The organism is Alistipes provencensis (genome assembly GCF_900083545.1).
GTDB classification, from domain to species: Bacteria; Bacteroidota; Bacteroidia; order Bacteroidales; family Rikenellaceae; genus Alistipes; species Alistipes provencensis.
Genome location: NZ_LT559262.1, coordinates 552,958 through 578,157 on the forward strand (window position 1 = coordinate 552,958; position 25,200 = coordinate 578,157).

General features: G+C 49.7%; 25 protein-coding genes and 2 tRNA genes. 16 read left to right on the forward strand and 11 right to left on the reverse strand.

Annotated features, from left to right (window positions below):
• Position 1: 1 nt before the first annotated feature.
• The 6 genes from BN5935_RS02405 to BN5935_RS02425 all read right to left on the reverse strand — a co-directional run bounded on the left by BN5935_RS02405 (position 2) and on the right by BN5935_RS02425 (position 8,175).
• Complete coding sequence (locus BN5935_RS02405; RefSeq protein ID WP_082943996.1) at positions 2 to 3,433, reverse strand: TonB-dependent receptor; 3,432 nt, start codon at positions 3,431 to 3,433, stop codon at positions 2 to 4.
• A gap of 33 nt (positions 3,434 to 3,466) precedes the next feature.
• A complete protein-coding gene (locus tag BN5935_RS02410; RefSeq protein WP_064974686.1) occupies positions 3,467 to 4,447 on the reverse strand; it encodes a FecR family protein in 981 nt (326 codons plus the stop codon).
• Between the two features lie 86 nt (positions 4,448 to 4,533).
• Entirely contained in the window at positions 4,534 to 5,124 is a 591-nt protein-coding gene (locus BN5935_RS02415; protein WP_064974687.1) for an RNA polymerase sigma-70 factor, read from the reverse strand.
• A 687-nt stretch (positions 5,125 to 5,811) separates the two neighbouring features.
• Positions 5,812 to 7,095 carry a RelA/SpoT domain-containing protein gene (locus tag BN5935_RS02420; protein WP_204244881.1) on the reverse strand — a complete coding sequence of 428 codons (1,284 nt, stop codon included), beginning with the start codon at positions 7,093 to 7,095 and terminating at the stop codon, positions 5,812 to 5,814.
• A gap of 353 nt (positions 7,096 to 7,448) precedes the next feature.
• Entirely contained in the window at positions 7,449 to 7,583 is a 135-nt protein-coding gene (locus BN5935_RS15630) for a hypothetical protein (protein WP_259872899.1), read from the reverse strand.
• Between the two features lie 10 nt (positions 7,584 to 7,593).
• Positions 7,594 to 8,175 (reverse strand): ATPase, encoded by a 582-nt coding sequence (locus BN5935_RS02425; protein WP_064974688.1) that lies wholly within the window; start codon positions 8,173 to 8,175, stop codon positions 7,594 to 7,596.
• 441 nt (positions 8,176 to 8,616) lie between these two features.
• On the opposite strand from BN5935_RS02425, the gene BN5935_RS02430 reads away from it, so the two are divergent.
• From BN5935_RS02430 to BN5935_RS02480, 10 genes are all read left to right on the forward strand, one after another.
• The gene (locus BN5935_RS02430; protein ID WP_064974689.1) at positions 8,617 to 9,891 is read left to right on the forward strand and encodes a site-specific integrase; all 1,275 of its coding nucleotides are present in this window, start codon (positions 8,617 to 8,619) and stop codon (positions 9,889 to 9,891) included.
• Positions 9,892 to 10,596: 705 nt separating this feature from the next.
• Entirely contained in the window at positions 10,597 to 10,941 is a 345-nt protein-coding gene (locus BN5935_RS02435) for a helix-turn-helix domain-containing protein (RefSeq protein WP_064976806.1), read from the forward strand.
• Positions 10,938 to 11,309 carry a DUF6291 domain-containing protein gene (locus BN5935_RS02440; protein WP_064974690.1) on the forward strand — a complete coding sequence of 124 codons (372 nt, stop codon included), beginning with the start codon at positions 10,938 to 10,940 and terminating at the stop codon, positions 11,307 to 11,309. The genes BN5935_RS02435 and BN5935_RS02440 overlap by 4 nt, the downstream gene beginning before the upstream one ends.
• A gap of 25 nt (positions 11,310 to 11,334) precedes the next feature.
• Entirely contained in the window at positions 11,335 to 12,279 is a 945-nt protein-coding gene (locus BN5935_RS02445; RefSeq protein WP_235820984.1) for a PriCT-2 domain-containing protein, read from the forward strand.
• A gap of 435 nt (positions 12,280 to 12,714) precedes the next feature.
• A complete protein-coding gene (locus BN5935_RS02455) occupies positions 12,715 to 13,047 on the forward strand; it encodes a hypothetical protein (protein ID WP_064974692.1) in 333 nt (110 codons plus the stop codon).
• A gap of 29 nt (positions 13,048 to 13,076) precedes the next feature.
• Positions 13,077 to 14,366, forward strand: coding sequence for a hypothetical protein (locus BN5935_RS15060; RefSeq protein ID WP_147625756.1), 1,290 nt, complete (start codon positions 13,077 to 13,079; stop codon positions 14,364 to 14,366).
• Between the two features lie 15 nt (positions 14,367 to 14,381).
• Positions 14,382 to 14,978, forward strand: a complete 597-nt coding sequence (locus tag BN5935_RS02465; RefSeq protein ID WP_064974694.1) for a hypothetical protein — start codon at positions 14,382 to 14,384, stop codon at positions 14,976 to 14,978.
• 3 nt (positions 14,979 to 14,981) lie between these two features.
• Positions 14,982 to 15,524 (forward strand): hypothetical protein, encoded by a 543-nt coding sequence (locus BN5935_RS02470; protein WP_064974695.1) that lies wholly within the window; start codon positions 14,982 to 14,984, stop codon positions 15,522 to 15,524.
• Between the two features lie 29 nt (positions 15,525 to 15,553).
• Positions 15,554 to 16,096 carry a hypothetical protein gene (locus BN5935_RS02475; RefSeq protein WP_147625757.1) on the forward strand — a complete coding sequence of 181 codons (543 nt, stop codon included), beginning with the start codon at positions 15,554 to 15,556 and terminating at the stop codon, positions 16,094 to 16,096.
• A 345-nt stretch (positions 16,097 to 16,441) separates the two neighbouring features.
• On the forward strand, positions 16,442 to 16,834 hold the full coding sequence (locus tag BN5935_RS02480) for a hypothetical protein (RefSeq protein WP_064974697.1): 393 nt from the start codon (positions 16,442 to 16,444) through the stop codon (positions 16,832 to 16,834).
• A 513-nt stretch (positions 16,835 to 17,347) separates the two neighbouring features.
• On the opposite strand, the gene BN5935_RS02485 is transcribed toward BN5935_RS02480, so the two are convergent.
• Positions 17,348 to 18,391 carry a hypothetical protein gene (locus BN5935_RS02485; protein ID WP_064974698.1) on the reverse strand — a complete coding sequence of 348 codons (1,044 nt, stop codon included), beginning with the start codon at positions 18,389 to 18,391 and terminating at the stop codon, positions 17,348 to 17,350.
• A 204-nt stretch (positions 18,392 to 18,595) separates the two neighbouring features.
• Positions 18,596 to 18,670, reverse strand: a tRNA-Pro gene (locus BN5935_RS02490).
• Positions 18,671 to 18,775: 105 nt separating this feature from the next.
• Here BN5935_RS02490 and BN5935_RS15065 point away from each other — a divergent pair.
• The 5 genes from BN5935_RS15065 (at position 18,776) to rpsT (ending at position 21,310) form a co-directional block, all read left to right on the forward strand.
• Positions 18,776 to 18,922: a hypothetical protein gene (locus BN5935_RS15065; RefSeq protein ID WP_157377872.1), complete on the forward strand. Its 147-nt coding sequence runs from the start codon at positions 18,776 to 18,778 to the stop codon at positions 18,920 to 18,922.
• Between the two features lie 8 nt (positions 18,923 to 18,930).
• Positions 18,931 to 19,932 carry an iron ABC transporter permease gene (locus BN5935_RS02495; protein ID WP_064974699.1) on the forward strand — a complete coding sequence of 334 codons (1,002 nt, stop codon included), beginning with the start codon at positions 18,931 to 18,933 and terminating at the stop codon, positions 19,930 to 19,932.
• Between the two features lie 2 nt (positions 19,933 to 19,934).
• Positions 19,935 to 20,693 (forward strand): ABC transporter ATP-binding protein, encoded by a 759-nt coding sequence (locus tag BN5935_RS02500; protein ID WP_064974700.1) that lies wholly within the window; start codon positions 19,935 to 19,937, stop codon positions 20,691 to 20,693.
• Positions 20,694 to 20,842: 149 nt separating this feature from the next.
• Positions 20,843 to 20,914 (forward strand) — tRNA-Glu (locus tag BN5935_RS02505).
• A gap of 144 nt (positions 20,915 to 21,058) precedes the next feature.
• Complete coding sequence (gene rpsT, locus BN5935_RS02510) at positions 21,059 to 21,310, forward strand: 30S ribosomal protein S20 (RefSeq protein WP_064974701.1); 252 nt, start codon at positions 21,059 to 21,061, stop codon at positions 21,308 to 21,310.
• A 361-nt stretch (positions 21,311 to 21,671) separates the two neighbouring features.
• Here the strand turns inward: rpsT and BN5935_RS02515 are convergent, their stop codons facing one another.
• On the reverse strand, positions 21,672 to 22,247 hold the full coding sequence (locus tag BN5935_RS02515) for an adenylate kinase (protein ID WP_064974702.1): 576 nt from the start codon (positions 22,245 to 22,247) through the stop codon (positions 21,672 to 21,674).
• 97 nt (positions 22,248 to 22,344) lie between these two features.
• Between BN5935_RS02515 and thiL the strand changes: the two genes are divergently transcribed.
• Positions 22,345 to 23,382 carry a thiamine-phosphate kinase gene (thiL, locus tag BN5935_RS02520; protein WP_064974703.1) on the forward strand — a complete coding sequence of 346 codons (1,038 nt, stop codon included), beginning with the start codon at positions 22,345 to 22,347 and terminating at the stop codon, positions 23,380 to 23,382.
• 120 nt (positions 23,383 to 23,502) lie between these two features.
• Here thiL and BN5935_RS02525 read toward each other — a convergent pair whose 3' ends face one another.
• Both BN5935_RS02525 and BN5935_RS02530 read right to left on the reverse strand, forming a co-directional pair.
• Positions 23,503 to 24,069: a hypothetical protein gene (locus tag BN5935_RS02525; protein ID WP_147625758.1), complete on the reverse strand. Its 567-nt coding sequence runs from the start codon at positions 24,067 to 24,069 to the stop codon at positions 23,503 to 23,505.
• A 25-nt stretch (positions 24,070 to 24,094) separates the two neighbouring features.
• Positions 24,095 to 24,895: a hypothetical protein gene (locus BN5935_RS02530; RefSeq protein ID WP_064974705.1), complete on the reverse strand. Its 801-nt coding sequence runs from the start codon at positions 24,893 to 24,895 to the stop codon at positions 24,095 to 24,097.
• Between the last annotated feature and the right edge of the window lie 305 nt (positions 24,896 to 25,200).

The following is a 25,200-nucleotide window of genomic DNA, read 5'->3' on the forward strand; positions in this document are numbered from 1 at the left end:
GTTAGAAGGTGATGTTGGCTCCGATGGTGAAGATGCGTGCCGTGGGGTAAACGCCGCGATCGACGCCCAGCGAAGTTCCGCCGGAGGAAATTTCGGGATCGAAGCCCTCGTACGACGTCAGGGTCCAGAGATTCTCGGCCCCGACCCAGAGGCGCAGTCGTTCAATATGGACTTTGCGAAGCAGCACCGAAGGGAATGAATAACCCAACTGAAGGCTGCGCAGACGGAGGAAGGAGCCGTCATGCACATAGAGGTCCGATGACTGCCAATTGGTAGCGTCGACATTGCGGGAAAGACGCGGGATACGGGTCGAAGAGCCGGGCCCCGTCCAGCGGTCGAGCATATAGCGCGGCATGTTGAGATAGGGATAGTCCGACCGGTAGGAGGCATCGAAAATGTCGTTGCCGACCGTGGCGTTGAAGAACGCCCCGAGATCGATGCCTTTCCAAGCTACTGCAAGGTTGAAACCGAAGGTCCAGTCGGGGGCACCCTTGCCGATTTTCACACGGTCGGCATCGTTAATCACTCCGTCGCCATTGCAGTCAACAAACCTCACGTCGCCCGGGCGTGCATCAGGCTGGAGCATTTCGCCCCGGGAGTTGACATAGTCAGCGACTTCGTCGGCTGTCTGAAAGATGCCCGCCGTGCGCATGCCGTAGAAGAAGGGGAACGGCTCACCGTTCTCGGCACGGGTGATGGTACCGATATTGCCCAACACGGTGTCGTAATTGGCCCAGCCGTTCTGGTTGCCCAGGCGGATCAGCCGGTTGCGGATATAAGTGGCATTGCCACCGATGTCGAACGAGACTTTCGACACATGGAAACGGTAGCGGAGGTCGATCTCCACACCGCTATTTTTCATGTCGCCCACATTACCGTAGGGCCGGGAATTACCGATGTATTGCGGCAACGGAATGGTCATCAGCATACCGTTTGTACGCTTGTTGAAATAGTCCACCGTCAGCGACAGCCGGCTGTTAAAGAACGTGGCGTCGATACCCACATCGAACTGCTCGGACTCTTCCCATTTCAGGCCGTCATTCGGATAGCCGCTCGGCGTAGCACCGGGGGCTAATGTATTCAGTCCTCCGGGGCCGAGGATGTAGTCGGTACCACCTGTCACGGTTGAAATGTAGTGGAACGCACCGATCGACTCGTTACCGTTCAATCCCCAGCTGGCGCGAAGCTTCAGCGAGGAGAGGGCCTTCGAGCGGTTGGCCATGAAGGCTTCGTTGGTGAGGTTCCATCCCAGCGAAACCGACGGGAAGGTAGCCCATTTATGCGCCGGGCCGAAATTCGACGATCCGTCACGACGAAGCGTAAACTCGGCCATATAACGTTCGTCGTAATTGTAACTCACGCGCCCGAACCATGACAGCAGCCGGTGGTCGGGCGAGGGCGCTCCCCAGGCACTGCGCGAATTGTCGTCAGATTCGGTCGTGTCGATCCACGGCTGCGAGGGGTCGCTGATGTCATAACTCGAACCGCCGACATTCTGTGAATGCGAAGACTGCGCCGACTGGCCCAACAGAACCGTCAACCGATGCCGTTCGCCCAGCACACAATCGTAGGTCAGCGTGTTTTCGACCTGCCATGTGAAGAGCCGTTCCATACTCGACCAGACCGACGAACGGTCGGCATAAGTATAACGCCCCAGATAATAGGGCATCTGATAACCGTCGTTGCTGCTGAAGACCAGTTCCGTGCCGTAGGATGATTTAAATTTCAGTCCTTTATAGAGCTCAATCTCGCCCCAGATATTGCCGATCAGTTTGTCAGCGGCGGACTTGTCGCCCGGCAGGTGCAGCTGGGCAATCGGGTTGACCATGTTGCCGAAATTGTCGCCTGCGATGGCAAAGACCCGGCCCGAAAAATCAGTCACGGCCGTAGGATGCTCGTTGAGCACCTCCTCGGGGTTGTCGGCATAAACTCCCATGATCGGGGACATCGAAACGGCACTGCCCAGCACGCTGCCGCGTTCGCTGTTCTCACCGATGCTGCGCGACACGGTGCGCGAATAGGCCATGTTGACACCAGCGCGCGCCGAACGGAAAAAGCGTTGGTCGGGTTTCTCGAAAAGGGTATAGTTCGTATTGGCCCGGACGCTATAACGGTCATAGTTCGACCGGTTGACATCACCGCCAATGATACCTTCGTTATACAGATAACCGAACGACAGGTAGTAGTTTACCTTATCGTTGCCGCCGCTGACGCTGGCCTGATGCTCCACGACAGGCGCATTGTAGTTGAAGAGTTCCTTCTGCCAATTCGTGCCCTTGCCCAGCGCTGCCGGGTTCTCGTAGATCGGGGACAGGCCGCTGTTCATATTCATCTCGTTCATCATCACAGCGTATTCATGGGCGTTGAGCACGTCTTTCGTACGCCAGGGGCTCTGCCATCCGTAGGAGAACGAGTAATCGACCGACGTGCGGCCCTTGTTACCCTGACGGGTCGTGACCAGAATGACGCCATTCGCACCGCGGGCACCGTAAATGGCAGCCGACGCGGCGTCCTTGAGGACCTCGACCGAGAGGATGTCGGCCGGATTAAGGTAGTCGATATTGCTGCTGACGGGCATCCCGTCGACAATGTAGAGCGGATTGCTGTCGTTGATGGTCCCCACGCCGCGGATGCGTACACGGACCCCGGAGCCGGGCTGACCGGAGCTCTGCGTGATGTTCACACCCGACACCATACCTTTCAGCACATTATCGATGCGAGTGCCCGTCACACGTTTCAGGTCGTCGCCCTTCACGCTGCTGATGGCCGCCGTGACGACGCTTTTACGCTGAACGCCATAGCCGACTACCACCACATTTTCCAACGTCTGGACATCGTCTTTCAGGACGATCTCCAACGTCCGGTCCGAATCGGCCGGAAGAGTTACCTGCTGCTTCTCATAGCCCATATAGGAGACCTCGAGCCGGTCGGCGCCGGCGGGCAGCTGCAGGTAGAAACTGCCGTCCGAAGCGGAGGTGGTTCCCACCGTCGGGAACTGCGGCAACACGATCGTCGCCCCGGTAACGGGCCGTTTTTGCTCGTCGACCACGATACCTTGTATTTTCCGCTGTGCGGAGGAAGCGGGTGCGGATCGCCGGGGACGAAAGACAGAAATCTTCCGTCCGTCGATCTGATAAGTCAGGTCAGTCCCTGACAACAGTTGTCGCATGGCCGTCTCGAGTGTCACGTCGTCGACGTGCAGGGAGACCTTCAGGTTCGGATCAACGTCGTTGTCGCGCAGGATGATCGAACAGCCGCTTTGTTCGCCGATCCGGTTGAGTATCCGAACGACCGGCTGCTCCTCGGCATGAATCGTGATCCGGGCATCGGACCGGGATTGCGCCGCGGCCGGCAGCCCCCAGAACAGCAGGCACCCGACCAGCAGCAACTGCCGATACAGGGCATTTTTCAGGTTCAGGTAGAGTTTGTTCATTGTATTGTGATTGGTTTAGGTTGTGATGCGTTATCAATTCCGGTCCGTGAGCCGGAGCGTTCCGTCGGTCGTCGTCCAGACATATTTCCGGTCCACGTCGATATAACGGAGTATCTCGTCGAGCGAGAGGCGCAGGTCGATGCTTCCCGAGAAAGACTCACGGGCAGCTTTTTCACTGCGAACCTCGATACGGATGTTGAAGTGGCGCTGAAGTTTCTCCAGTATCTCCGGGAACGGCGTGTTGATAAACGACAGGCGTCCATTGACCCAGTCCGCCGCCAGCGTGGTTACGGCCGGATGGGATTCGAACAGCCCTGAGGCCCGGTCAAACCGCGCCTGCTGGTCAGGAAGGAGCGAAAGGCGGCGTCCGTCGGCCGCGGCTACCTCCACGCTCCCCTTGAGCAGGTCGACCTCGACGGTCCGGGCATCGGCGTAGGCCTGTACATTGAAAGAGGTTCCCAGCACCGTGATATCCAGCACGTCAGTCCGGACGGTGAAAGGACATCCGGCATTGCGCGTAACCTCGAAATAACCTTCGCCTTCGAGCCGTACCTGACGGCTCTTGCGACCGAAATCGCCGGCATAGATCAGTTTGGAGCCGGCATTGAGCCATACCAGGGAACTGTCGGGCAACATGATCTGCGAACGAGTGCCTGCCGGGGCTGTCACTTCGCAAAGGCCCGGATCTACATCGGGACGGAGTACGAAGAGTGAGGCGGCTCCCAATACGATACCGGCTACAAGAGCGGCGGCAACGCGCATCCAGCTGGGAATCCGCCAAGGTGTCAGCATGCGGCGGGATGCAGCAATCCGCTGTTCCACCTCACGGTATCGGATCTTCTTATCAGCCTCGAAACGGGGAATGAGCGACTGAGCGTAAAGGCGGCTCAGCTCCTCGAAGCGCCTGCGGTGCTGTTCGTCGCTGTGTACAAACTCGAGAAACCGGGTAGCTTCCGAGTCCGACAGGTTCCCGGTCAGGTAGTCAATAATCAGTTCTTCAAAATATTTTTCCATCTTGTTAGGGTTTGCATGCACAATAAATACGCACGCGGGTCCCGCATCGTTTAGCAGAACCCGCCGTTTTTTGTTCAGACGGATAATTAGGATTTGAAGAAGGTCGTGAAAAGATAGACCGTCAGCAACGGTCCCAGTTCGATACGGAGCCGATCGAGGGCATTCTTGATGTGTACCCTCACCGTGACGGGATTGATCTGCAGATTCTCAGCAATCTCTTGGGCAGACTCTCCCCGGTAGAAATATTGTTCGAAGACGGCTCGACAGCGTTCAGGAAGCGTCTCGACGACAGCCCGGATATGTGCCTCTACTTCCTGTGCGGACAGCACCTCGAGCGGATGGGCATCAGTAAGGCACTGTTGTTCAGCAAACAACAATAACTCTCGTTCATATCCCTCCCGTAGCCGACGGCGGAACAACTGCGAGCGAATATGGCTGATACAGGCATTCCGGACGCTATTGACGAGATATCCGCGCAGGGGTGCACGGTAACGGCCGCGATGTTCCCATATATTGACAAAGACATCGTTGACAAGCTCTTCGGCACTCACCGGATCGGGAACATAGGTCGCCGCACAGGCGCATAGGTAAGAGAAATAGACATCGTACAGAGCCGCGAACGCCTGTTCGCTGCCCCGATTAAGTCCATCGATAATATCCTTCCCTACCGTTTTCATGAGCGGTCAGAATTTACATGGGATTCGCTGGATAAAGATACACAGACAAAATGAATCCGCCAACGACCCTATTTATTTTTAATACGCTTCCGGAGGTAGATCCGTTTATATCAATACGGGATATTGTGAATATGAGCAACGATTTTTTATAGAAAATGGTATCATAATAAGGCAGAAAGAGGATCAGACAATGTTGTAAATCTAAAGCGAAATGGATGAACTGCGTGGCAAAGGATGATAATCAGACAAATATCAGGATTTACAAATTCCGTGCAAGTATAAAATGAAATCCACCCTCAGAAAGAGGCAATCTCCGCTTCGAAAAAAGTTTGTTTGAGGATAGTAAAAACAAACACGTTATAGAAATCCCTATTTGTATCCAAGAATTTAACACATGAACAGAAAATCGAAGATAAAAAAGATTTTGTGTTCCATTTGTGTTCCAGTAAACGAAATCAGCCACCTGCAGATTTTTGCAAGTGGCTGATTCTCTGTTGTCGGGGTGACTGGATTCGAACCAGCGACCACACGCCCCCCCCAGAATTAAATTTTACTTTTTCCAATAAATTTAACGAACTATATTCCAGCGGACTTCACTCACATTCAAAGAGTTGCAGTTTGCCATTATCGGGAGTTGTTGCGATTTCGCGTGTTCCACTTGTGTTCCACGCATTACATGATTTATTCCTATAAATAGGAACTAATTTCCGCCTTTTTCTTTATATTTAAAGACACAACCTTATTAGACACTTTTTGAACTAATTCTTTTTCAATCAATGTGTTTAACGATTGCTCAAAAGTAAGAACATCTTGGCAGTAATGATTCTTAAGAGTATCTATCGAAATACTTTTACTTTCCCAATAACGCCGACGTTCCATAGTCTGTAAGATTTGGCGCGCGCCCACATCAATATCCATTTGATTGGAAAACCCAACAATAGACTCATTTAATGTCTCCAATATATTTGTTCTTTGAGCAAGTCCAAAGTAATGACTATGAGTTTCTCGTACATTAGCAACAGAGGACGTTCCAACTAAAACAACCTCAAATCCTTTATCTGCGGGGTAATTATTCTCATATTCAACATAGCTCTTAATGGCTTCATCCGGATTAAGACCTACAATTGTCCAATCTACGAATATTCCTTGATTCCAATTAAAAATAAACACCCAGTTATTAAAATTCGATTCTCCGATTCGCCTTTCTTTGTCAACTAATGTTTTAACAAGGCCCTCATTTACATATCCAGACAGAATATTCCTTGTATCAGATTCATTAATAATAGATTCAGCTTCTATTCTTCTACGTTCAATATCTATTTTTTGATTTGAATCTGGATGCTGACCTGTTTCTATCAAATAAAACAAATTTGAAAGTTCTTTAAAATAATCGATAACAATCTTATCTCCTTCAAGCTCTTTTATAACATTGCCATATATAACAGAAGTTCGTTCTATCAATTCAGCCCAATAATGTTGTATACGACTTCGAATCTGGAGTTCCAATGACACTCCATCTCTTTCCATTATAATGTGAGCAGCTCTATATCCAGAATCATCCCTTCCCTTTTGTCGATAATCCACAATTCTTTTTACAACAATAGATGTTTGTTGTTTTAATTTGCTTGTAATATATTCAATAAGTCGGTCTACATCACTATTTTGATCAACAACTATCCTCAAACCACCAATATCTTGGAGCTGAGTCAAACGAGTATTCAACCTTCTCAATTTTTTTAAAATTTGAGGTTTCCGTTTTAATCTTTGAACTATAATATATGTAGCGTTATCTGACCTAAACCAGTTCTGAATAGCAATAGTTGTAGATGTTAATGGCTGCAAATGTGCTTGCCTAAAATCGTCAAAAATCTTATCTGCAGCTATCCACTCTTCATATGTCTTAAATTTTTCTTTAGCAAGAATATTCCCTGCCCTATCAATAGCCGATTTAGAAATAATTTGTTGTGACATAATAATTTTTATATAAAAACACTAACAGACTATAGCGCACACTATTTTATATCGTATATGAAATAATAAATCTCCATTTAACACCGCCTCTCAGCTATCATATTATATTCAGTATATCATGATGACATTCTAAATATCCTTTCATGCAACCATTACTCGAGGGCACATATTCTAACCTTTATTTATGAAAAAGTCCTCTAATATACAATAATATATTTATTTTTAAAATTCTAATTTTAGAATAACTTAAGCCGATGCGTTGAATATACATAGACGATCTCATAAAGAAATAATGAATCCCCGGCATTTTCGGATGCCGGGGATTATTCATTCGGACAACCGACCCAAAATTCCTATTTCAGATCGCGGGCCTTGATGCGCACGACCTTTCCGTCGCGCACAACAACCAGTTCGCCGTCCTCCTTCTTGGTCTTTTCAATCAGACGCTTTCGGGCAAGCAAAATCCCTGCATTGATTTTCTCCTGCATTTGTTTTATTTCAATCTCGCTCATAATTCGTAATCAGTTTATAGGATAACGCGTCTTCAACATGAATTGTTATGTTCTTCTCACCCGATGCAACTATTTTAATCTCTTCGTCTGGCGAGCTGTTGTCGTAGATTGTCCAAAAATCGCAAATCGGGGTATAGAGGGTCGTTAAATTCTTGATGCCGTTCGCATAACGCCGCCGAATCACATCCGACGGAATATTGTGCCCGCCCTCGCTTACTCGTGTCGCAACACGCTCGATGGCCTGTTCGGGTGTCGGCAACCAAAAGTAGAGCAACGTCACAAAATAGCCTTTCGCCTGCGCCCGCTCCACGAATTTCACATAGGAGCGGGTCGCCAACGTCGTTTCAAACGCAAAATCTTCGCCTTCGGACAAAAGATCGTCCATTCGTTGCAGCATCAGCCGTCCTGCTTCGATCGCCACGCTTTCGGGATTGAACGGCGATAGTCCCTTTGCGATCTCGTCGGCATTGACGAACTCCCGGCATCCCAACATTTCAGGCAACACGGTATAGGATGCAGTCGTTTTCCCTGCACCGTTGCAACCCGCTATGATATAGAGTTTCGGCATACTTCGTAACAAAGGTAGCAATTTTCAGACTATCTTCTGCACAACTTTCAAAAATCCTAATAACAGCCTCTTCGACACAAAAGTCAATTTTATCCAAAAATTGCAATTATTTTCATCCAAAATCAAAATCGACACATCCGAATTATTCAAACTCAACAACAAATTCAGGACACACAACTATCTGTATCTATTGCGATTAAACAGCTTCTAATTTCAAAATTCAGGATACAAAATTTTAAAATACTTGGAATCCCTTAATTGCCGTTCTATTTTTGCAATGCCACATGCGAGTTATTCTGTAATCGTATAATTGGAATCGATAATCCCGCGTATACGGTTAGTGCTAAGATAGTTTGTTGCCATTCTATTGCAAGTAACTCATAGCTCGTAACGCAATGTCGGTGGCGCAATCATCTTTTTATTAACGCGAATGCAGATAGAATGGCACATTCAATTCGATTCCCCCGTCGCCACGACAAAGCCGACCGCAACGGCCGTTATGCCGTCAGGCTGTGTATCACCAAAAACAAGCGGCGCAAATATATCGCGCTCGATCTCTACGCCGACCCAGCATATTGGGACGAAGCCGGCGAGCAATTCATCATCCTGCGCAACCTGAAAGGAGCCGAGCAGAAAGCCGATAACAAACGGCGCGAGGCCGACAATGCGCTGCTGGCAAAATACAAGGTCCGCGCCCGCGAGATCGTCGAGCGTTTCGAGATCGAAGGTATCGACTGGACGCTGAACCAGTTCGAGGACGCCTTTCTGAACACCTCCAAGCAAGGGAAATTCAACGCCTATTTCTCCGACCGCATCGCGGAACTGCACTCAACGGGGCATATCGGGAACTCCCAGACCTATAAGCAGACGCAGGACATGTTGAGAAGCTACGACCGGAAGCTGGATCAGCGACTCTTCTCCGACATCGACCTGCGTTATGTCCGGGGATTCGATATGTTCCTTCAAAAGCGGGGCTGTTGCGGCAATACGCGCAGATTCTATTTCAAAGCGTTACGGGCCATTCTGAACCGGGCCAATGCGGAGGGCGTCGGCTCGGCGGCGACCTATCCGTTCGGACGGGGCGGGTTCGAGGTCTCCAAACTCGAAGAGACGACCGCCAAACGCTACCTGCCTGCCGCCGAGTTGTCGAAACTCAAAAGCACCACGGCCAGCAATCCACCATGTGAATACGCCCGCAAGCTGTTTCTTTTCTCCTACTATTGTTACGGCATTTCGTTCATCGACATGGCGATGCTCACGGCCGCCCATATCAAACAGATGGAGGACGGCGACTATATCGTTTACAAGAGGCAGAAGATCAAACGGCAGAAAGGGGTCAAACCGATTTCTATCAAAATCACGCCTGCGATCCGGCAACTGATTGGGAGCCTGCAAGCGGCCTCGCCGACCGTGGACGATTTCCTGCTGCCGATCGTCACCCGCTCCGGCTATACGGGCGAGCGGCTCTACATGCACATTCGGGCCCGTTACAGCAAGTATCAAAAGTACCTGCGCCTGCTCGCCGAGGAACTCGGAATCGATTTCCACCTGACGAGCTACGTTTCGCGCCATACGGCGGCCATGACCTTGCAACGCAACAACATTCCGCGCGAAGTGATTTCACAGATGCTCGGCCATGCCGATCTGGAGACCACGAACATATACCTCGATAGCTTCGACAACGGCGTGATCAACGAGGCGGCGAAAGTTCTCTAACAGCCGTCGTCGCGGTTTAATTCAGCTCGCCTTTTTACGCTATTAGCACAAATATACGATTCAAAATAAACTACGATGAAAATTCCATTCAGCTATCAAGCCTTTTCAGCATTACTTCCGGATGAAACGAGGGCCATCGCCTACTATACAGAACGGCACTCGACCTATTGTCCCGACTGTAATATCCGGCTCACACGACCTTTGAGGAGAAGAAATCCGCTGCTATTGCGTTGCCCGCAATGCGGGAAGACCATCTCCGTTTTCACGGGAACCGTCTTTCAGGGGACGCGGACGGACATCCGATACTGGCTCTATACCGGCACGCTGTTTTATTTCTGCAAGAGTCATTTCCCCCCAGTTTCAGCTACCTCATCTGTTATCCATAAAATCCATAAAGCAGGAGATCGGAGCCACCTCGGATCAGACCATGCGCCGGATATACACGACCCTCAGGCGGCTTTTCGAAAGCACGGATGAAGACGACATAAACTTTCGAGACCTCATATTCAGACCCCTCTATTTACACGCCCAGCAATACCGAGCATTCTCATTGACCTATACGGGCTGTAATCGTTCATTAAATTCATCATCGTCATTAAGTACCCCTGCGGAATAGCTCTCTCGCAGGGGTACTTTCATTTTAGGCTCCATGTATATTCCATTATCATATTTCAGTATAGAAACACACTTTAAAACAATATGATTATGACAAAAATTACTGATGACACTCCGATCGCAATGCTGACGGTAGGACAGTTGAAAGAGATTTTATCAATCGACAAAATTATGGGACATCTAACTCCGAGCCGCGCTCCGGACAAAGAGGTGCTGACAGCTGCCGACCTTGCCCGGCTTACAGGGTACAGTATCTCTACGGTCTATAAACTCACAAGTGAACGAAAGATCCCGTTCCACAAACCGGAGCATAAAGGCCGTAAGCTTTACTTTAACCGTGAGGAGATTCTCGACTGGTTGCAGAGTGAATCGCACCCGACAATCGAACAGGAAAACATTCAGAAAATAAAACAATTAAAAAAGTATTCATTATGAAACACGAAAAAACAACAACCAAGCCCGTATTCGACCCGGAGATTCCGCCCCGTGAAGGGCTCATCTTCTACCGTAGCTTTTATGAAGCACTGGCCTCGATGAAGCCCATGGCAAGATTACACCTCTATGATGTGATTATGAAATATGCCTTTTACGGCGAGGAACCGACGGATCTCAAAGGGGAGCAGGAGCGAATTTTCATAATAATCCGCCCCCAGCTGAACGCCAACGAACGGAAACGGCAAAAAAAGTACAAGGAGAAAGCAACCAAAAAGAATAACGACGAAGAACTCAACGATTTTTTTACAAAAACTGAAGACAAAGAAAATGGCAATTTACAAATATTCAGCGATATACAATATGAATAGGTCGCCCTTAAAAGATAATTCTAACATGAAAGAAAACGAATATAATAATGGATACACAGAAAGACAAACAGTCGGTTCGAATCCCTCGGAACTCCCTCCGATCAGGGTCTCCGTATTCGAGAACTATTACGCGACAGAACCCCTCGGCTGTGTCGACCTGATAAAGTGGTGTAAGACTGCCAAATTCAAGGAATCAGTCATCGCTTTTCGCACGACCTCCAACGAGAAGGTCCGCCAACGGATTAAACGCAACCTTCCTTGCATTACCCCGAGCGGAATATTCAAGACCCGGAGCCGTGACGGGCTGGTTCAGCACAGCGGTTTCATATGTATCGACATAGACCACAAAGACAACGGCGTATTCGGGCCGGAGTGGTTCGAGAAGAAGAAGCTCCTCGCCAAGACCTTCGACTGCCTGTTCTATGCAGGCATGTCAATCAGCGGGAATGGCCTGTGCCTGATTTTCCGCATCGCTTACCCGGACAAGCACCTGGCGCAGTTCGATGCGCTGGTTCGGGAGGTCTACGAGAAAACAGAGCTCGTCGCCGACCAAGGGTGTTGCGACATCTGCCGCTTGCGGGGAGCCAGTTACGATGCCTACCCATACATTAATCCGCACGCCAATCCTTATCGGGGCGTGCTCGTGGAAAGAACGGCCAGAACCAAAGTCCGGACAGCCCGGGAAAAGGAGCTGCTCGATAAAAAGGTCTATAAATTAGTCGGCAAAATCCGCAAAGAGAAAAAGGATATCACAGACGCCTACCACGATTGGTACAGCATCGGATGCGCCTTGGCGCACGAATACGGCAAGGAGGAGGGGCTGCGGTTATTCCATCTGGTCAGTATGCACTCCAAGAAGTATTACCCGACCGAATGCGACGAGCAGTTCGCCAAATGTCTGCGGAGCCGCAAAATCGGGATCGAGACCTTCCTATGGATTTGCAAAAAACACGGGGTAACATTCAAGTAGCCCGCCGTCCCGCACGCGGAGCCGGAGCCTTATCAAGGGGTTCCGGCTTTTTTATTATATCTGCATCCCTGCGTAGATAATACCCGAAAGCATGTTTGGCGAAATTTGCACAACAAGGCCCCGATGAGTGTCGTCAATTACGAAATATTTTTTTACCTTTGTCTTGTCGCGCAAGCGGCGTATATTGGTGAAAGTGTTTCGATTTAACCTCGAATAGGAATCTGGAAAATTCAATTTGCTGAGGGTAAACGACGGCACTCATCACTTGTATTGGTATGCGAGATATAATCCCCATACTATACAGGTGTGGGGTCTTGTGTCAGTTTATTTCAGCAAAGGTATTCCAGAACCTCTATTCGAATAAACCGGGCAGCTCCACACTTTCTTTTTGTAATCATGCCAAATCGGGGCTGGGTGGCGCAAACACTTACCGTCATGGAGAAAATTACAGCCTACTCGATTCTCAAAGAATTAGGTAACGATGCGTTGTACAAGTACATTTACGAGAACATCGCCGAACCTACCTTTGACTCGCACCGGATCACCAATCCCTTTCCGCAAGATTTCAAAGACTATTACGAACGTATGCTGATCGCACATGCTGACGAAGGCGACATCCGGAATCGGAATGCTATTATTGCAAACCGTATAGGAATCTATCTCGGTCACAACAGCAGGGCCTTGCAGATTGAAAAGATCGGAGAAGTTACGTCTACCAACATGAACGGAGAAGAAACCCCGACTTCGCTTTGGAGGAAATTAGGTTAAGCAGCGAAATAACCGCTAAAATTTATCACATGAAACGATTACTACTTTTTACATTAACGCTTTGTTTTTACATAAACATACAAGCCAAAGAATCCACCGTAGTTTATAAACTCAACGGATATAAAACGCTCTCAATAACAGGAAATTTTGAAAAGGGCTTATTAACAGACGGCCCCGTCCAATTCGATTATATAACTGCCGCATATACGGTAAAATTAGACGGTAGATATTCTCCCCAAAATCAAACATTCCAAGGCCGGATCAACGGGACATATGACTGTTATGGAACAATATACACCACTAATGGCAAATCAATATCAAAAAAGACAGCGACCTATGAATGGATGATTAAGTTACATTTGAGCGGGACTATCAATGGTGCGAAAACTGAATTTGATGATTTTTTCATAGGAATGACTCCTCAACGGGTTGGAAATAACAGATCCCATGTATGGAGACAATTATCATCTTTTATGCAACAATTTGAAGAAATCAAAACACATAATGCAACTATTTATTTCTCAAATGGCAATAAATATATCGGTCCTGTTCATCACGACGGCTTTCATTGGAAAATAGGGAAGGATGGTTGTCAAGAATATTTGAATGTAGGTTATTATAATGCCTCCAAAGAATCGTTCAATATAAAATACTTTTGGAATAATGGAGATTCTTTTGAAGGCGCAGCACTTCGTTTTCGAAATCGAGAGGATGGGATTATTCCAATATCGGGAAAAATGACATATAACAATGGCGTTAAAGACCAAACATGGAAACTATCGTCCAATTATTATAAGTATTTTACGTTCGACAAAAATCCATCACAACTTAAGGAAGAACTAATAACGATTGAAGTAAAACAACGCGCAAAAGAAAAAGCTTGGCAACAAGAGCAAGAAGAACGGTGGCAAAGAATAAAAGCTCGCGCCGATTCTCAGAAACTCGCAGATGAAAAGCAGAAACATCAGACTGAAGAACAAAAAAAGCAAACATTCGTCCGAAAATATGGTCAACGATACGGCTCACTTCTTTATCAAGGAAAACTTGAACTCGGTATGACCCAACAAATGTGTCAGGAGATAATTGACATGAAATCATACGATATAGGAAAAAGCATCCGATCCGGGCATAGGGTTGAAACATGGACTTTCAATAAGGACAAACAAGACATGCAAGTCGCCGCAGCGATGACACAACTTTCCGGCGAAGAAGCAATGGCTTTAGCCTTACTGATGGGATTTGCCGACAGCGTAGGTGCATCAACGCCCAAATATTCGGTTTTGGTTTTTACAGATGGGAAATTAACCTCCTTATATTAAAAGATTATATCCACTATGAAATTATCTCGTTTTATCTTCTCTTTAACTGCTGTATTATTCTGCATCGGCTGCAACTTAAACCAACCTAAGTCCGTTGCTCAACCTTGTAACAATACGAATATTGAAGACCTAATAAATATTCAGAAGCAAGATACAACAACAATTGACCGTACAGAGATATGGATAATTTTCAGAGACATTTATGAAAGCGGATTGGTAAAGGGATTGAGCATGGCCGAAAGATCATATGAAAGTTTCAAGAACTTGACAGAGGCGTGCGGCGTGGAATGGGATGATTATCTCGATGGCGTTTTCTCTGATGGAATCGCCGAGGTTGACCCATACGCCACTTGGAAGATGTTATCAACCAGAGGTGACGTATTCTCAAATATCTATTTCAATCGCTCTGATTTCGATACGGCTTGTCCAATAGGATTTATCTATTACCTTGCTGGGGTCGATGAAGGCATCCGTTCTGGCGGGGCAGAAACTATTGCTAAAAGCGTATCCTTAACCAATCTTTTTCTACTCGGGCTAAAATTTCGAGAGAGTTATATAACGGATATTGAACCTACATTCTATAAACTAAAACCGACACAACCAAGAAATTAGACTATGGAGGAATCAGCACCAACCTTTATACAGGAATATTTCGGTGAATACGGCATTATGGGGTCAATCATCGTCATTCTGTTGTTCATCATAGGATTTATGTACTTAAGAAAGAAATATCCCAAAATGACTTTGAAGAAAGAAGCCTCGGAAGAAACCCTTGCCGAAGAATCGGAACCAGAACCTCTTTTAATTCATTGTCCGGCTTGCGGCACGGAGGTCTCCCGCTATGCCCCGGCGTGTCTTAAATGCGGGCATCCGATATGCCCAACCGAATCGACACACAATGAAAACATTATCAATGTTCAACAGGAGAAGAAAGAAGATCGAGGCGGTTGTTTATGGTCTTTATTGGGACTAATCGTGCTAATAGTGGCTTCTATCTTCTTCAATTTCATCGGCTATTTCATTGCGCTCATTATTCTAGCTCTTTGCCGGGTATTCAGCGCTGGAGAGGCCATTTTTCTATTTATCGTAGGCTTAATTCTCACATTATTACTACCCATTCTCGGAATCATATCTTTAGGAGCATTGTTTTTATCGTAAAGAAATTAACGAACCTTAAACAAACAATCATGAAAAAAATTATTTTACTCCTTATGGGGTTGGCAATGTGCCTCTTTGTAGAAGCGCAAGAAAAGGCAAAAACTACGAATGTGCAGGGGTATGCTCTGGCAATCGACAATGCATTCTACTCGTTCAAAGAGAGTACGAAAGCAATTACAGATCAAAACTCCCGGAGGGGATTCGATATGCAGTTCTTCTTCACCCAAAAAGCAGGTTATCCTATTATGGGAATAGCCAACATTGCTGGAACAGGTATGCTTTTCACTGTCCGAAATACGAAGACCGCAAAGGAATATTCAGCAAATAGCACCGTCGTATTAGAATGTATTGGATTGGACAACACAAGTCCGTTTAATATTATATTTGACTTCGGAGACAATGCCGAAGATTTCTGTTATCCATGGAGTTTCACGCTGAAAGCTCCTGATATGATGGTAACAGCAAGTTTCCGAGACAAAGACGGAATAAAACTGGTTTCAGAAGACACCGACTACAAAGAAGTATTTAAGGTATTGCAAGCCAAATACAAAGAACATTATAATATTAAATAATCTTGCATATTTCATCATAATTTTCCCTTCGTATATAATCCCGGTCGCGGATAAAGCGCATAGTTGTAAGTTGTTATCCACATCCTTTCCGAATCTTTATCCCGACCGTTCTTAGTTGTCCCGACCTGCCGCAACCCGGCAGGTCGCTTTGTTAAATCCCGACGGAAGATGCTGCGACGCGATTACAGCCCATGTAGTCGGAAACTCAATAAAATTCATTATCCGCCTGTTTCGAGCCAATGTATAGGGCTTAAATAAGCAAGCAGCAATGATGGTCTCCAGTACATAGCGGCTGAATCGGCCTGCGTACTCATAGCCGGAAGTATCACCCAAAAACAAAATCGCATGAAAAACAAAGAAGAAATCAGACGCTACCTCGATGCCCAATTCAGCCCATCGGAAGACGACATGGTGCAAATCGTCCAAAACGATTTCGACCGCATTTTGAATAACGCGGCATCTTGCGCCCTAATTACGGTCGAGAGTGCAATGCCCGTTTTGGCGGAGCAACTCCGCACCGAATTGGAAGCCCTGCACATCGAAGCCGACCTCGACGTGATTGTAAAAGTAAGCTATCATCCCGTTTCGGAAATAAGTTTCGACGACCTATGCAGCCTCTTAACCGTTATCCACGAATTTGCACCGCAGGTTAATATCGTCTGGGGCTGCGGCACGGATGCTAAACTGGCAGAAACCGACTTTTCGATTCTGTTGCTGATCGGGACATCGGCAGAGTAAATTTGCAAGAGGCTGTCTAACAAGTCCGATTTTAAGCATTTCACCCCTGTCAGACAACGCTCTGGCGGGGGTGATTTGCAATTTCGGGAATCTATTAGACAGCCCCATTTTATTTCGTCCCGACAGAAGATACTGCGATGCAATTACAACTCATATAGCCATAAAACCAATAAAATTCATTATCCGCCTGTTTAGAGCGACTATATAGGTCCAAATACAGCAACCACCCAGCAACCAAATACTTAACAACAAAGCCATCATCGAAGAGTAATCAATACCATATTTGCCCGTTCATGAAATCTATAATGGCCGAATAAACGTAAAATTAGATAATAGGAGCACTATTGCCAGAACTAAAAACACCAAATCTTTTATCTGAAAACCAAACAGGTCAGAATCAGAATGAAATAGCTTTAATCGACCAATTGTTGTGTCCATCAATAAGTATAAACATCCCACACCAAAGCCAAACGCAGCTATTACTGATACTATATTGATAATACCATTCATAAGCTATTTAGCAACATCCTTGTTTTCGCTAACCTGTTTCAATAGCAAGAGTATATCTTCGGGATCCTTAATTTGTAAACTATCTTTATAAGTGGTAAAAATATCTTCTTTTAATTCTCGTTCTTGGCGGTGGCTCAAATATTCATCAATAGTTTTAATTATACCCGGAAGACCATCCGTAGCCAATTTAGTCCCATCTGCGGCTTCATAGCCTCCACCACATAATAACAATATTAAGCCAAATACGACTGTGGTCTTTTTTACTTTAGATTTAATATCAATCTTACCGGGGCTATTAATATTAATGGTGACCTCCAAATCGTCAGAACTAATTCCCAGAACAAATTTTTCGGATATCTCATCCAATATTTCCATTAGACTAGCCCCCAATCCAAATAGATTTTTAGCCGCAATTGTATCTGATCCAACATTAATTACAAAATGAGCCTCATCTTCAAGTATAAATAAATCATTGACAGATCGTTCAATGATCTCTGCATAGTCATTAACCTTATTAACAGCGTGATGAGCCGTAAACATTCGATATAAGTAGGGGTCTAACTCCTTTCGTCGAACCTCTTTGATCCATCTTACAGGTCTCTTTAACAAAGAATTGTCTTTATCATTATTATAATCTGAATATGCCCATTGTTCACTTTCTATAATACCAAAACTTACATTATCAGAATTAAAAGATGGTATGATAATTACATCTCCAATTTTAATATCATATGCAAATCGTACGATTTGAGATGCAATGAGAGAAATCTTTCTTTTATCCAAGGGTTTCTCATCTAAAGCATGATACGTTTGTATCTTTTGTCTTATTTCTTTTATTACCAATGATTCATTGGTTTTATATACGTTTCTCTGGGCCTTCAAGAATTCTATAGATACTTCTTTATGTCCAAGTGAGATATAGTTATTATCAATAAATGTCTCATATAAACTCCCTGATTGCGTTCTAATCAACCAATAATTTTTGGTTGAAGAAACAGTTTGGATTGCTTGTATAAGCAAATCAAGGTCTGCAGCAAATGTCCCCATAATGCAATGATACTATTTATTATTTAAATACAAATATAGGTGATAAATTTTAGAAAGATATGATTCGGCAATAAAACTTTGAGTCTAAATCTATTGGATAGCGACCATTTATGTACCACTTGTGTACCACCGCCATTTTTTCGGCTATATACCACAAAAGAAAAATCCTTGACATTCGATTGAATATCAAGGATTTTCGATAAGTCGGGGTGACTGGATTCGAACCAGCGACCACACGCCCCCCAGACGTGTACTCTAACCGGACTGAGCTACGCCCCGATTCCGTCTGCAAAAGGCCGAAACCCTTCGCTTTGGGACTGCAAATATAGTCTTTTTTTCAAAAACAACCATATTTCTGCAAGATTTTTTTCTACTTTTGCGGAAATGAAACCATTCCTGCGTCTCATACAACTCCTCGCCGCGGCCTTCGCGGCCGGATGCAAAGGCCCTGCAAAGCACTCCCCGAGCGGCTTCGCGGCCGAAGTCTGCACCCCGGCCCATGTTTCGGGCTTCGACTATATTATTATATAGAACAACCGATGAAGCGCACCGCCCTCCTCTTCACCCTGCTCACGCTGCTCACCGCCGCACTCTTCATCGCCGACCTCGCCGTCGGTTCGGTCGCGGTGCCCCTCGGCGATGTCTGGGCGGCCCTCACGGGAGGCGCATGCGACCCCTCGGCGAGCGATATCATCCTGAAAATCCGCCTGCTAAAAGCCGTCACGGCACTCTTCGCCGGCGCAGCACTCGCCGCCAGCGGCCTCCAGATGCAGACCCTCTTCCGCAACCCGCTGGCAGGCCCCTATGTGCTGGGCGTCAGTTCGGGCGCAGGGCTCGGCGTGGCGCTGTTCCTGCTGGGCGCCCCCCTGCTGGGCATCGCCGGACACACGTTCGTCCAGTCGCTGGGCATCGCCGGAGCGGCGTGGCTGGGCGCGGCCGCCGTGCTGGGCATCGTCATGGCCGTCAGCCGCCGTATCAAAGATATTATGGTCATCCTGATCCTCGGCATGATGCTCGGCTCGGGCATCGGTTCGGTGGTCGAGATCCTGCAATACCTGTCGAGCGAATCGGCCCTCAAGTCGTTCGTCATCTGGACCATGGGGTCGCTCGGCGACGTCACCGCCAGCCAGTTGGCGCTGCTGCTCCCGGTCGTCACGGCGGGACTCGTCTTGGCCGTGGCCGTCATCAAACCGCTCAACCTGCTGCTGCTGGGCGAGAACTACGCCCGCACGATGGGGCTCAACGTCCAGCGCACACGCACGCTGATCTTCCTCTCCACAGTCCTGCTCGCCGGTACCGTCACCGCCTTCTGCGGGCCCGTGGGATTCATCGGACTGGCCGTGCCGCACCTCGCCCGCATGCTCTTCGCCTCGGCCGACCACCGCGTGCTCATGCCCGCCTCGATGCTCACCGGTGCTGCGCTGTTGCTCGTCTGCGACCTCATCGCCAAGCTCCTCGCCCTGCCCATCAACACCATCACGGCCCTGATGGGCATTCCGGTCGTCATCTACGTCGTCGTCCGCAACCGCAATATCTTCTGACCATGAGCATCCGCCTCGACCATATCGCCCTCTCCTATGGCAGCCGCACGCTGCTGGAAGACGTCTCAGCCTCGTTCGAACAGGGACGGCTGACGGCCCTGATCGGCCGCAACGGTACGGGTAAAAGCACCCTGCTGCGGGCCTTGGCCGGACTGGGCGCCACCGCTGCCGGAAACATCGAGCTTTGCGGCCGGCCGCTGACAGCACTCACTCCCCACGAGCGGGCCACCACCGTCGGTTTCGTCACCACTGACCGGGTCCGCATCGCCAACCTCGCCTGCGAGGATGTCGTGGCGCTGGGACGGGCCCCCTATACCAACTGGATCGGACGCATGCAGGAGGCCGACCGCGCCGTCGTCGAACGCTCGCTGCAACTGGTGGGCATGTCCGATTTCGCCCGTAAGACGATGGACCGCATGTCCGACGGCGAATGCCAGCGGGTGATGATCGCCCGTGTGCTGGCGCAGGACACCCCCGTCATCCTGCTGGACGAACCGACCGCCTTCCTCGACCTGCCCAACCGCTACACGCTGGCGACGCTGCTCCGGCGGCTGGCCCGCGAGGAGCGGAAATGCATCCTCTTCTCGACCCACGACCTCGACATCGCACTCTCGCTCTGTGACTCGGTGGCGCTGATCGACACTCCGTCGCTCCACCACCTCCCGGCCGACGCGATGGCCCGCAGCGGCCTGATCGAGCGGCTTTTCTCGGGCGAGAACGCCTGCTTCGACCCCGAAACACGGACAATCCGCCTGCGCTGACCCCCGGTGCAGAGCCGCCCGACGCGGCATCCGCAGGCTCCGGGACAAAAAATCCGCAATTTTTCAGCATATTTTTTGTACAAGTCACTTTTTTGCTTACCTTTGCACCGCTAAAGTAACCGCCATAACGGGCGGTGCGATAGCGGTAAGGCCCATTCGTCTATCGGTTAGGACGCAAGATTTTCATTCTTGAAAGAGGAGTTCGACTCTCCTATGGGCTACGAAAAACGGCATCCGGGGTGTAAAAACCGGGATGACGGACGGTAAATTACTTTTCAGGAGCGGGCTTCGGGCCTATCCGAACGCGGCCACGGCTCGCGGACAAGCAAGAACTTAAAAAAGTAAAAAATAAAATTTAACGGATTATGGCAAACCATAAGTCATCGAAAAAGCGTATTCGCCAAACCGCCATGAAGCGTGCCCACAACCGGCTGTTCCACAAGACGGCCCGCAATGCCGTGAAGGCCCTGCGCGCAACCACCGAGAAGAGCGCCGCCGAGGCCCTGCTTCCGAAGGTAACCGCCATGCTGGACAAGCTGGCCAAGCACAACATCGTGCACAAGAACAAGGCAGGCAATCTGAAGAGCGCCATGCAACTGCATGTGAACGCGCTTTAATCTGCCGCGGCGCAAAGACAAACGAGGCCGGAACAAATGTTCCGGCCTTCGTTTTGCCATCCCCGCCCGGCGGGGTTATCGTTCCAACTCCTCCAACAGTCGTTTAACAGCCGTCTCCGGCCCCGGGGTCTCGCCCTGCAGGGTAACGAACCGGCTGCGGACAATGCCGCGGGCGGCATTGTCCGCAGCGGCGCGGAAAGTCGCGCAGTTGCCTATCCCGAATCCAATCATCCGCGGATTGCGCAGCCCGAGGGCGCCAGTATGGTTAAACTACTCACCGCTCGAGGTAACTGCGGCAGCGCGAGTGCTACGGCCGCCGCAGCCGTTCCCGAACAAGGTCTTTCCCGGAGTGACGCGCCGGTTATTTCAGTCCGCCGATCACGTCGGCGATGCGGCCGAATACCTCCTCCATCGTTCCGGTGCCGTTCACCGAGGCATACTTGCCCTGCCCAGCGTAGTACTCCGACACGACGGCCGTCTGCATGCGGTAGACGTCCAGCCGGCCGCGGATCACCTCCTCCGAAGCGTCGTCGGCGCGGCCCGAGTCCTTGCCGCGCAGCAGGATGCGGCGCACCAGCTCCTCCTCCGGAACGTGAATGTCCACCATGATGTCCACCTGCAAGCCGTGTTTGGCGAGGATTTTGTCGAACTCCTCGGCCTGCACCGTCGTGCGGGGGAACCCGTCGAAGATGCAGCCGCGGGCGTTCATGTGCTCGGTGACATAATGCTCGATCATGCCGATGACGATCTCGTCGGGAGCCAGTTTACCTTCGCGGATGTACTCCTCCATGCTGCGTCCCAGCTCCGTGCCGCGGCGGATCTCGTCGCGGATCACCTCGCCGGTCGAAACATGGTCGATGCCGTAGTGCTCTTTCAGACGCTGGGCCTGCGTGCCCTTGCCGCACCCCGGAGCGCCGAATAAGACGATATTTATCATAACTAACCCTTTTTATGATGATTGAACCGGGCAAAAATACATTATTTTTTGGGGAAATAACAGGATTTCCCTAAATTTGTAAAAAATTTCAGTAACTATGGACCAGAAAAAGCGCACCGAGATCGCTTCGCTCGGACAATTCGGCCTCATCGACCTGCTGACCAAGGATTTCTCCGCCAAAAACGCCTCCACGATGAAGGGGGTCGGGGACGATGCCGCCGTGATCGCCCCGGCGCGCGGCGAAGCGGTGCTCTGCACGACCGACTCGTTTTACGAGGGTGTCGATTTCGACCTCACCTATTTCCCGCTCAAACATTTGGGTTACAAGGTCGTGACGGCCGGCATCAGCGACATTCTGGCCATGAACGCCCTCCCGGCGCAGATCACCGTTTCGCTCGGCGTCTCGTCGAAACTGCCCGTCGAGGCGTTGCAGGACCTCTACGAAGGGATCGCCTTCGCCTGCAACGAACAGGGCGTCGACCTCGTGGGCGGCGACACGCGGGCCTCGATGACCGGGCTGGTCATCACCGTCACCACGCTGGGCCATGCCAAAAAAGACAAGGTCGTCTACCGCAGCGGCGCCGGGCAGAACGACCTGATCTGCATCACCGGCAACCTCGGAGCCGCCTACATGGGCCTGCAACTGCTCGAACGCGAAAAGCGGGTGCTCGCCGACGTCCAGCACCCCGAACCGCAGTTCAAGGGGTACGAATACCTGCTCGAAAAGTACCTGAAGCCGCGCCCCCGCACCGACATCGTCGAGGCGCTGGCGGCGGAGAAACTCGTCCCGACGGCGATGATCGACCTCTCGGACGGACTTTCGAGCGACCTGATGCAGATTTGCCGCTCGTCGCATTGCGGGGCCCGCATCTACCTCGAGCGCATCCCGATCGCCAAGCAGACCACGTCGCTGGCCGAGGAGATGCACACCGACCCGGTCGTTGCGGCGCTGAACGGCGGCGAGGACTACGAACTGCTCTTCACGGTTCCCCTGTCGATGCAGGAACAGATCATGAAGTCGGGGCTGGTGGACGTCATCGGCCACATCACCCCCGAATCCACGGGCTGCTACCTCGTGACGCCCGACGGCGCCGAGATAAAACTCAAGGCGCAGGGGTTCCCCGACCCCGCCTGAGAAGCGGTTTTCATGCGTCCGACCGTTATCCCATAGCGGATGGCCCGTTGCGACACACCGACCGACATACGAAAACACCGCCCCAAAGGAGCGGTGTTTTTACATTTAATCCGAACCGGACTATTCGTCCTTACTCCATTTGGAACCGCCTTCGTTTTTCCAACGGCGGCCGTAATCGTCGCGGCCATACCCGCCGCCTTCGTTGCGTATGACAACCTGCGAGCCGTTTTCGTCATAACCGTACTGCTCGGGACCGGAACCGTCTGCCGACCGTTTTTTCGAGCGCCCTCCAGAACTCGACAAGGCATGGCTGATGAACATCAGCGCCAGCCAGAGAATGACCAGACATATCACCACGACCGAAGCGACCGCCCCGAACACAAACGCCAGAATCAGCACCGGCAACAACAGCAACGACCGCCCCAAAGCCGTCTTCCAGTCCTCGGCGGCAACGATCGACTCGGCCACGTCATATCCCCAGACCCACACGATGAGGGCCGCCATGGCTACATTGTTCATCGCCATATCCCATCCGAACCATTCGTAAAACAAACGCCCGCCGCCCGAAACGGCTCCGGCCAGCATGACGGCAAGAATCGACAGCGTGGCGAAATAAGGATTGGCATTTATCTTGTCGCCCCAGATTTTTCGTTCGAGCGCCCCGAAAAAGGTCATTTTATTTTTCATCATCTCATTTTTTAAGGATTGAACATCACAACGTGCGCAGCCACGGCGCAGCAAAGCGGTACACGGCCCACAGGGCGGCCAACGTCACCCCCGAAGCGACGACGATTCCTGCCATGTATTTATTCAGCGGCGAATAAACTCCCTGCGGAGCATCCTCTCCCGCACCCGAAAAGGCAGCACAGCGGGCAAACCGGATATACGCGCCGATCAGAAGCACATCCCATACGACCCGAAACACCATTCCGGGAAGCGAGCCGAAAGGATGCTCCCCCGGCCCTATGCCGATAACGACAACACCGAATAACACCCCGACCAGCGTAATCATTGCATCTACGAGCAGCAGCCCGATCCACGAAGCCGTGCCGGATTCGATCGCATTACTGCGGAGAATCACCGAAAAGGCGAAAAGCCATATGATCGAACAAGCAAGGGAAGTCAATCCACGATATGCATACATCTGTCCGATTTGCACCCCCGTTATATCTCCGGTCGCAGCGGACAGAGACAACGCACACCCGGCATAACACAGCACGATACATGCATATCCGACCGACAACAACACTGTTGCCGTTTTCGTAGCCCTATTCGCAGCACCCGGAATCAGCATGGCGAAACCGGCCATCGGGAACAGGAACGTAACAGCCGACATCACAAATTCGGTAACGGGAGAAGCCGGCAGTACCTCTTGCAGCAGATAAATGTGCAGTCCCAGCACCGACAGCACATTCCAGATCATCCACACGGCGAACAGCACGGCCGCGACAGTTTGCCGGGTCCCCGCTTTGCGCGGAACGGAGTCCCCTGATAAAGATAAAGATTGGTCCATAAAAATTTAGGTTGCGCCGCCCGCACCCCGGCGACAAAATAAAAAAGAAAGCGTGGTGCCGAAAACTTATTTCATCAGGATAGGTCGTAGGATACCATTGAATTTAAAATAAGCATCAACTCCCACGCCTATATCCGCAAAATACGGATACGACGCGGTAAGATGCATGCCTATTCCCAATTCGAGTGAATTTCCTACGTTCATCCTGAGGGAATAAACTTACACTTTCCGTGTTTGTCAATATGTTGCACAAAGATAGGAAAATGAATCGACATTCCCAAAACAGCCAATTTTTTCGACGCAAA

Coding starts and splice junctions, on each gene's coding strand:
- BN5935_RS02485 (WP_064974698.1), bottom strand. CDS start 18,391: ATGGGGACATTTGCTGCAGACCTTGATTTGCTTATACAAGCAATCCAA.
- BN5935_RS02470 (WP_064974695.1), top strand. CDS start 14,982: ATGGAGGAATCAGCACCAACCTTTATACAGGAATATTTCGGTGAATAC.
- BN5935_RS02495 (WP_064974699.1), top strand. CDS start 18,931: ATGAAGCGCACCGCCCTCCTCTTCACCCTGCTCACGCTGCTCACCGCC.
- BN5935_RS02425 (WP_064974688.1), bottom strand. CDS start 8,175: ATGCCGAAACTCTATATCATAGCGGGTTGCAACGGTGCAGGGAAAACG.
- thiL (WP_064974703.1), top strand. CDS start 22,345: ATGGACCAGAAAAAGCGCACCGAGATCGCTTCGCTCGGACAATTCGGC.
- BN5935_RS02465 (WP_064974694.1), top strand. CDS start 14,382: ATGAAATTATCTCGTTTTATCTTCTCTTTAACTGCTGTATTATTCTGC.
- BN5935_RS02475 (WP_147625757.1), top strand. CDS start 15,554: ATGAAAAAAATTATTTTACTCCTTATGGGGTTGGCAATGTGCCTCTTT.
- BN5935_RS02440 (WP_064974690.1), top strand. CDS start 10,938: ATGAAACACGAAAAAACAACAACCAAGCCCGTATTCGACCCGGAGATT.
- BN5935_RS15630 (WP_259872899.1), bottom strand. CDS start 7,583: ATGCAGGAGAAAATCAATGCAGGGATTTTGCTTGCCCGAAAGCGTCTG.
- BN5935_RS02430 (WP_064974689.1), top strand. CDS start 8,617: ATGGCACATTCAATTCGATTCCCCCGTCGCCACGACAAAGCCGACCGC.
- BN5935_RS02500 (WP_064974700.1), top strand. CDS start 19,935: ATGAGCATCCGCCTCGACCATATCGCCCTCTCCTATGGCAGCCGCACG.
- BN5935_RS02435 (WP_064976806.1), top strand. CDS start 10,597: ATGACAAAAATTACTGATGACACTCCGATCGCAATGCTGACGGTAGGA.
- BN5935_RS02530 (WP_064974705.1), bottom strand. CDS start 24,895: ATGGACCAATCTTTATCTTTATCAGGGGACTCCGTTCCGCGCAAAGCG.
- BN5935_RS02415 (WP_064974687.1), bottom strand. CDS start 5,124: ATGAAAACGGTAGGGAAGGATATTATCGATGGACTTAATCGGGGCAGC.
- BN5935_RS02445 (WP_235820984.1), top strand. CDS start 11,335: ATGAAAGAAAACGAATATAATAATGGATACACAGAAAGACAAACAGTC.
- BN5935_RS02515 (WP_064974702.1), bottom strand. CDS start 22,247: ATGATAAATATCGTCTTATTCGGCGCTCCGGGGTGCGGCAAGGGCACG.
- BN5935_RS02480 (WP_064974697.1), top strand. CDS start 16,442: ATGAAAAACAAAGAAGAAATCAGACGCTACCTCGATGCCCAATTCAGC.
- BN5935_RS02405 (WP_082943996.1), bottom strand. CDS start 3,433: ATGAACAAACTCTACCTGAACCTGAAAAATGCCCTGTATCGGCAGTTG.
- BN5935_RS02525 (WP_147625758.1), bottom strand. CDS start 24,069: ATGAAAAATAAAATGACCTTTTTCGGGGCGCTCGAACGAAAAATCTGG.
- rpsT (WP_064974701.1), top strand. CDS start 21,059: ATGGCAAACCATAAGTCATCGAAAAAGCGTATTCGCCAAACCGCCATG.
- BN5935_RS02455 (WP_064974692.1), top strand. CDS start 12,715: ATGGAGAAAATTACAGCCTACTCGATTCTCAAAGAATTAGGTAACGAT.
- BN5935_RS02410 (WP_064974686.1), bottom strand. CDS start 4,447: ATGGAAAAATATTTTGAAGAACTGATTATTGACTACCTGACCGGGAAC.
- BN5935_RS15060 (WP_147625756.1), top strand. CDS start 13,077: ATGAAACGATTACTACTTTTTACATTAACGCTTTGTTTTTACATAAAC.
- BN5935_RS15065 (WP_157377872.1), top strand. CDS start 18,776: ATGAAACCATTCCTGCGTCTCATACAACTCCTCGCCGCGGCCTTCGCG.
- BN5935_RS02420 (WP_204244881.1), bottom strand. CDS start 7,095: ATGTCACAACAAATTATTTCTAAATCGGCTATTGATAGGGCAGGGAAT.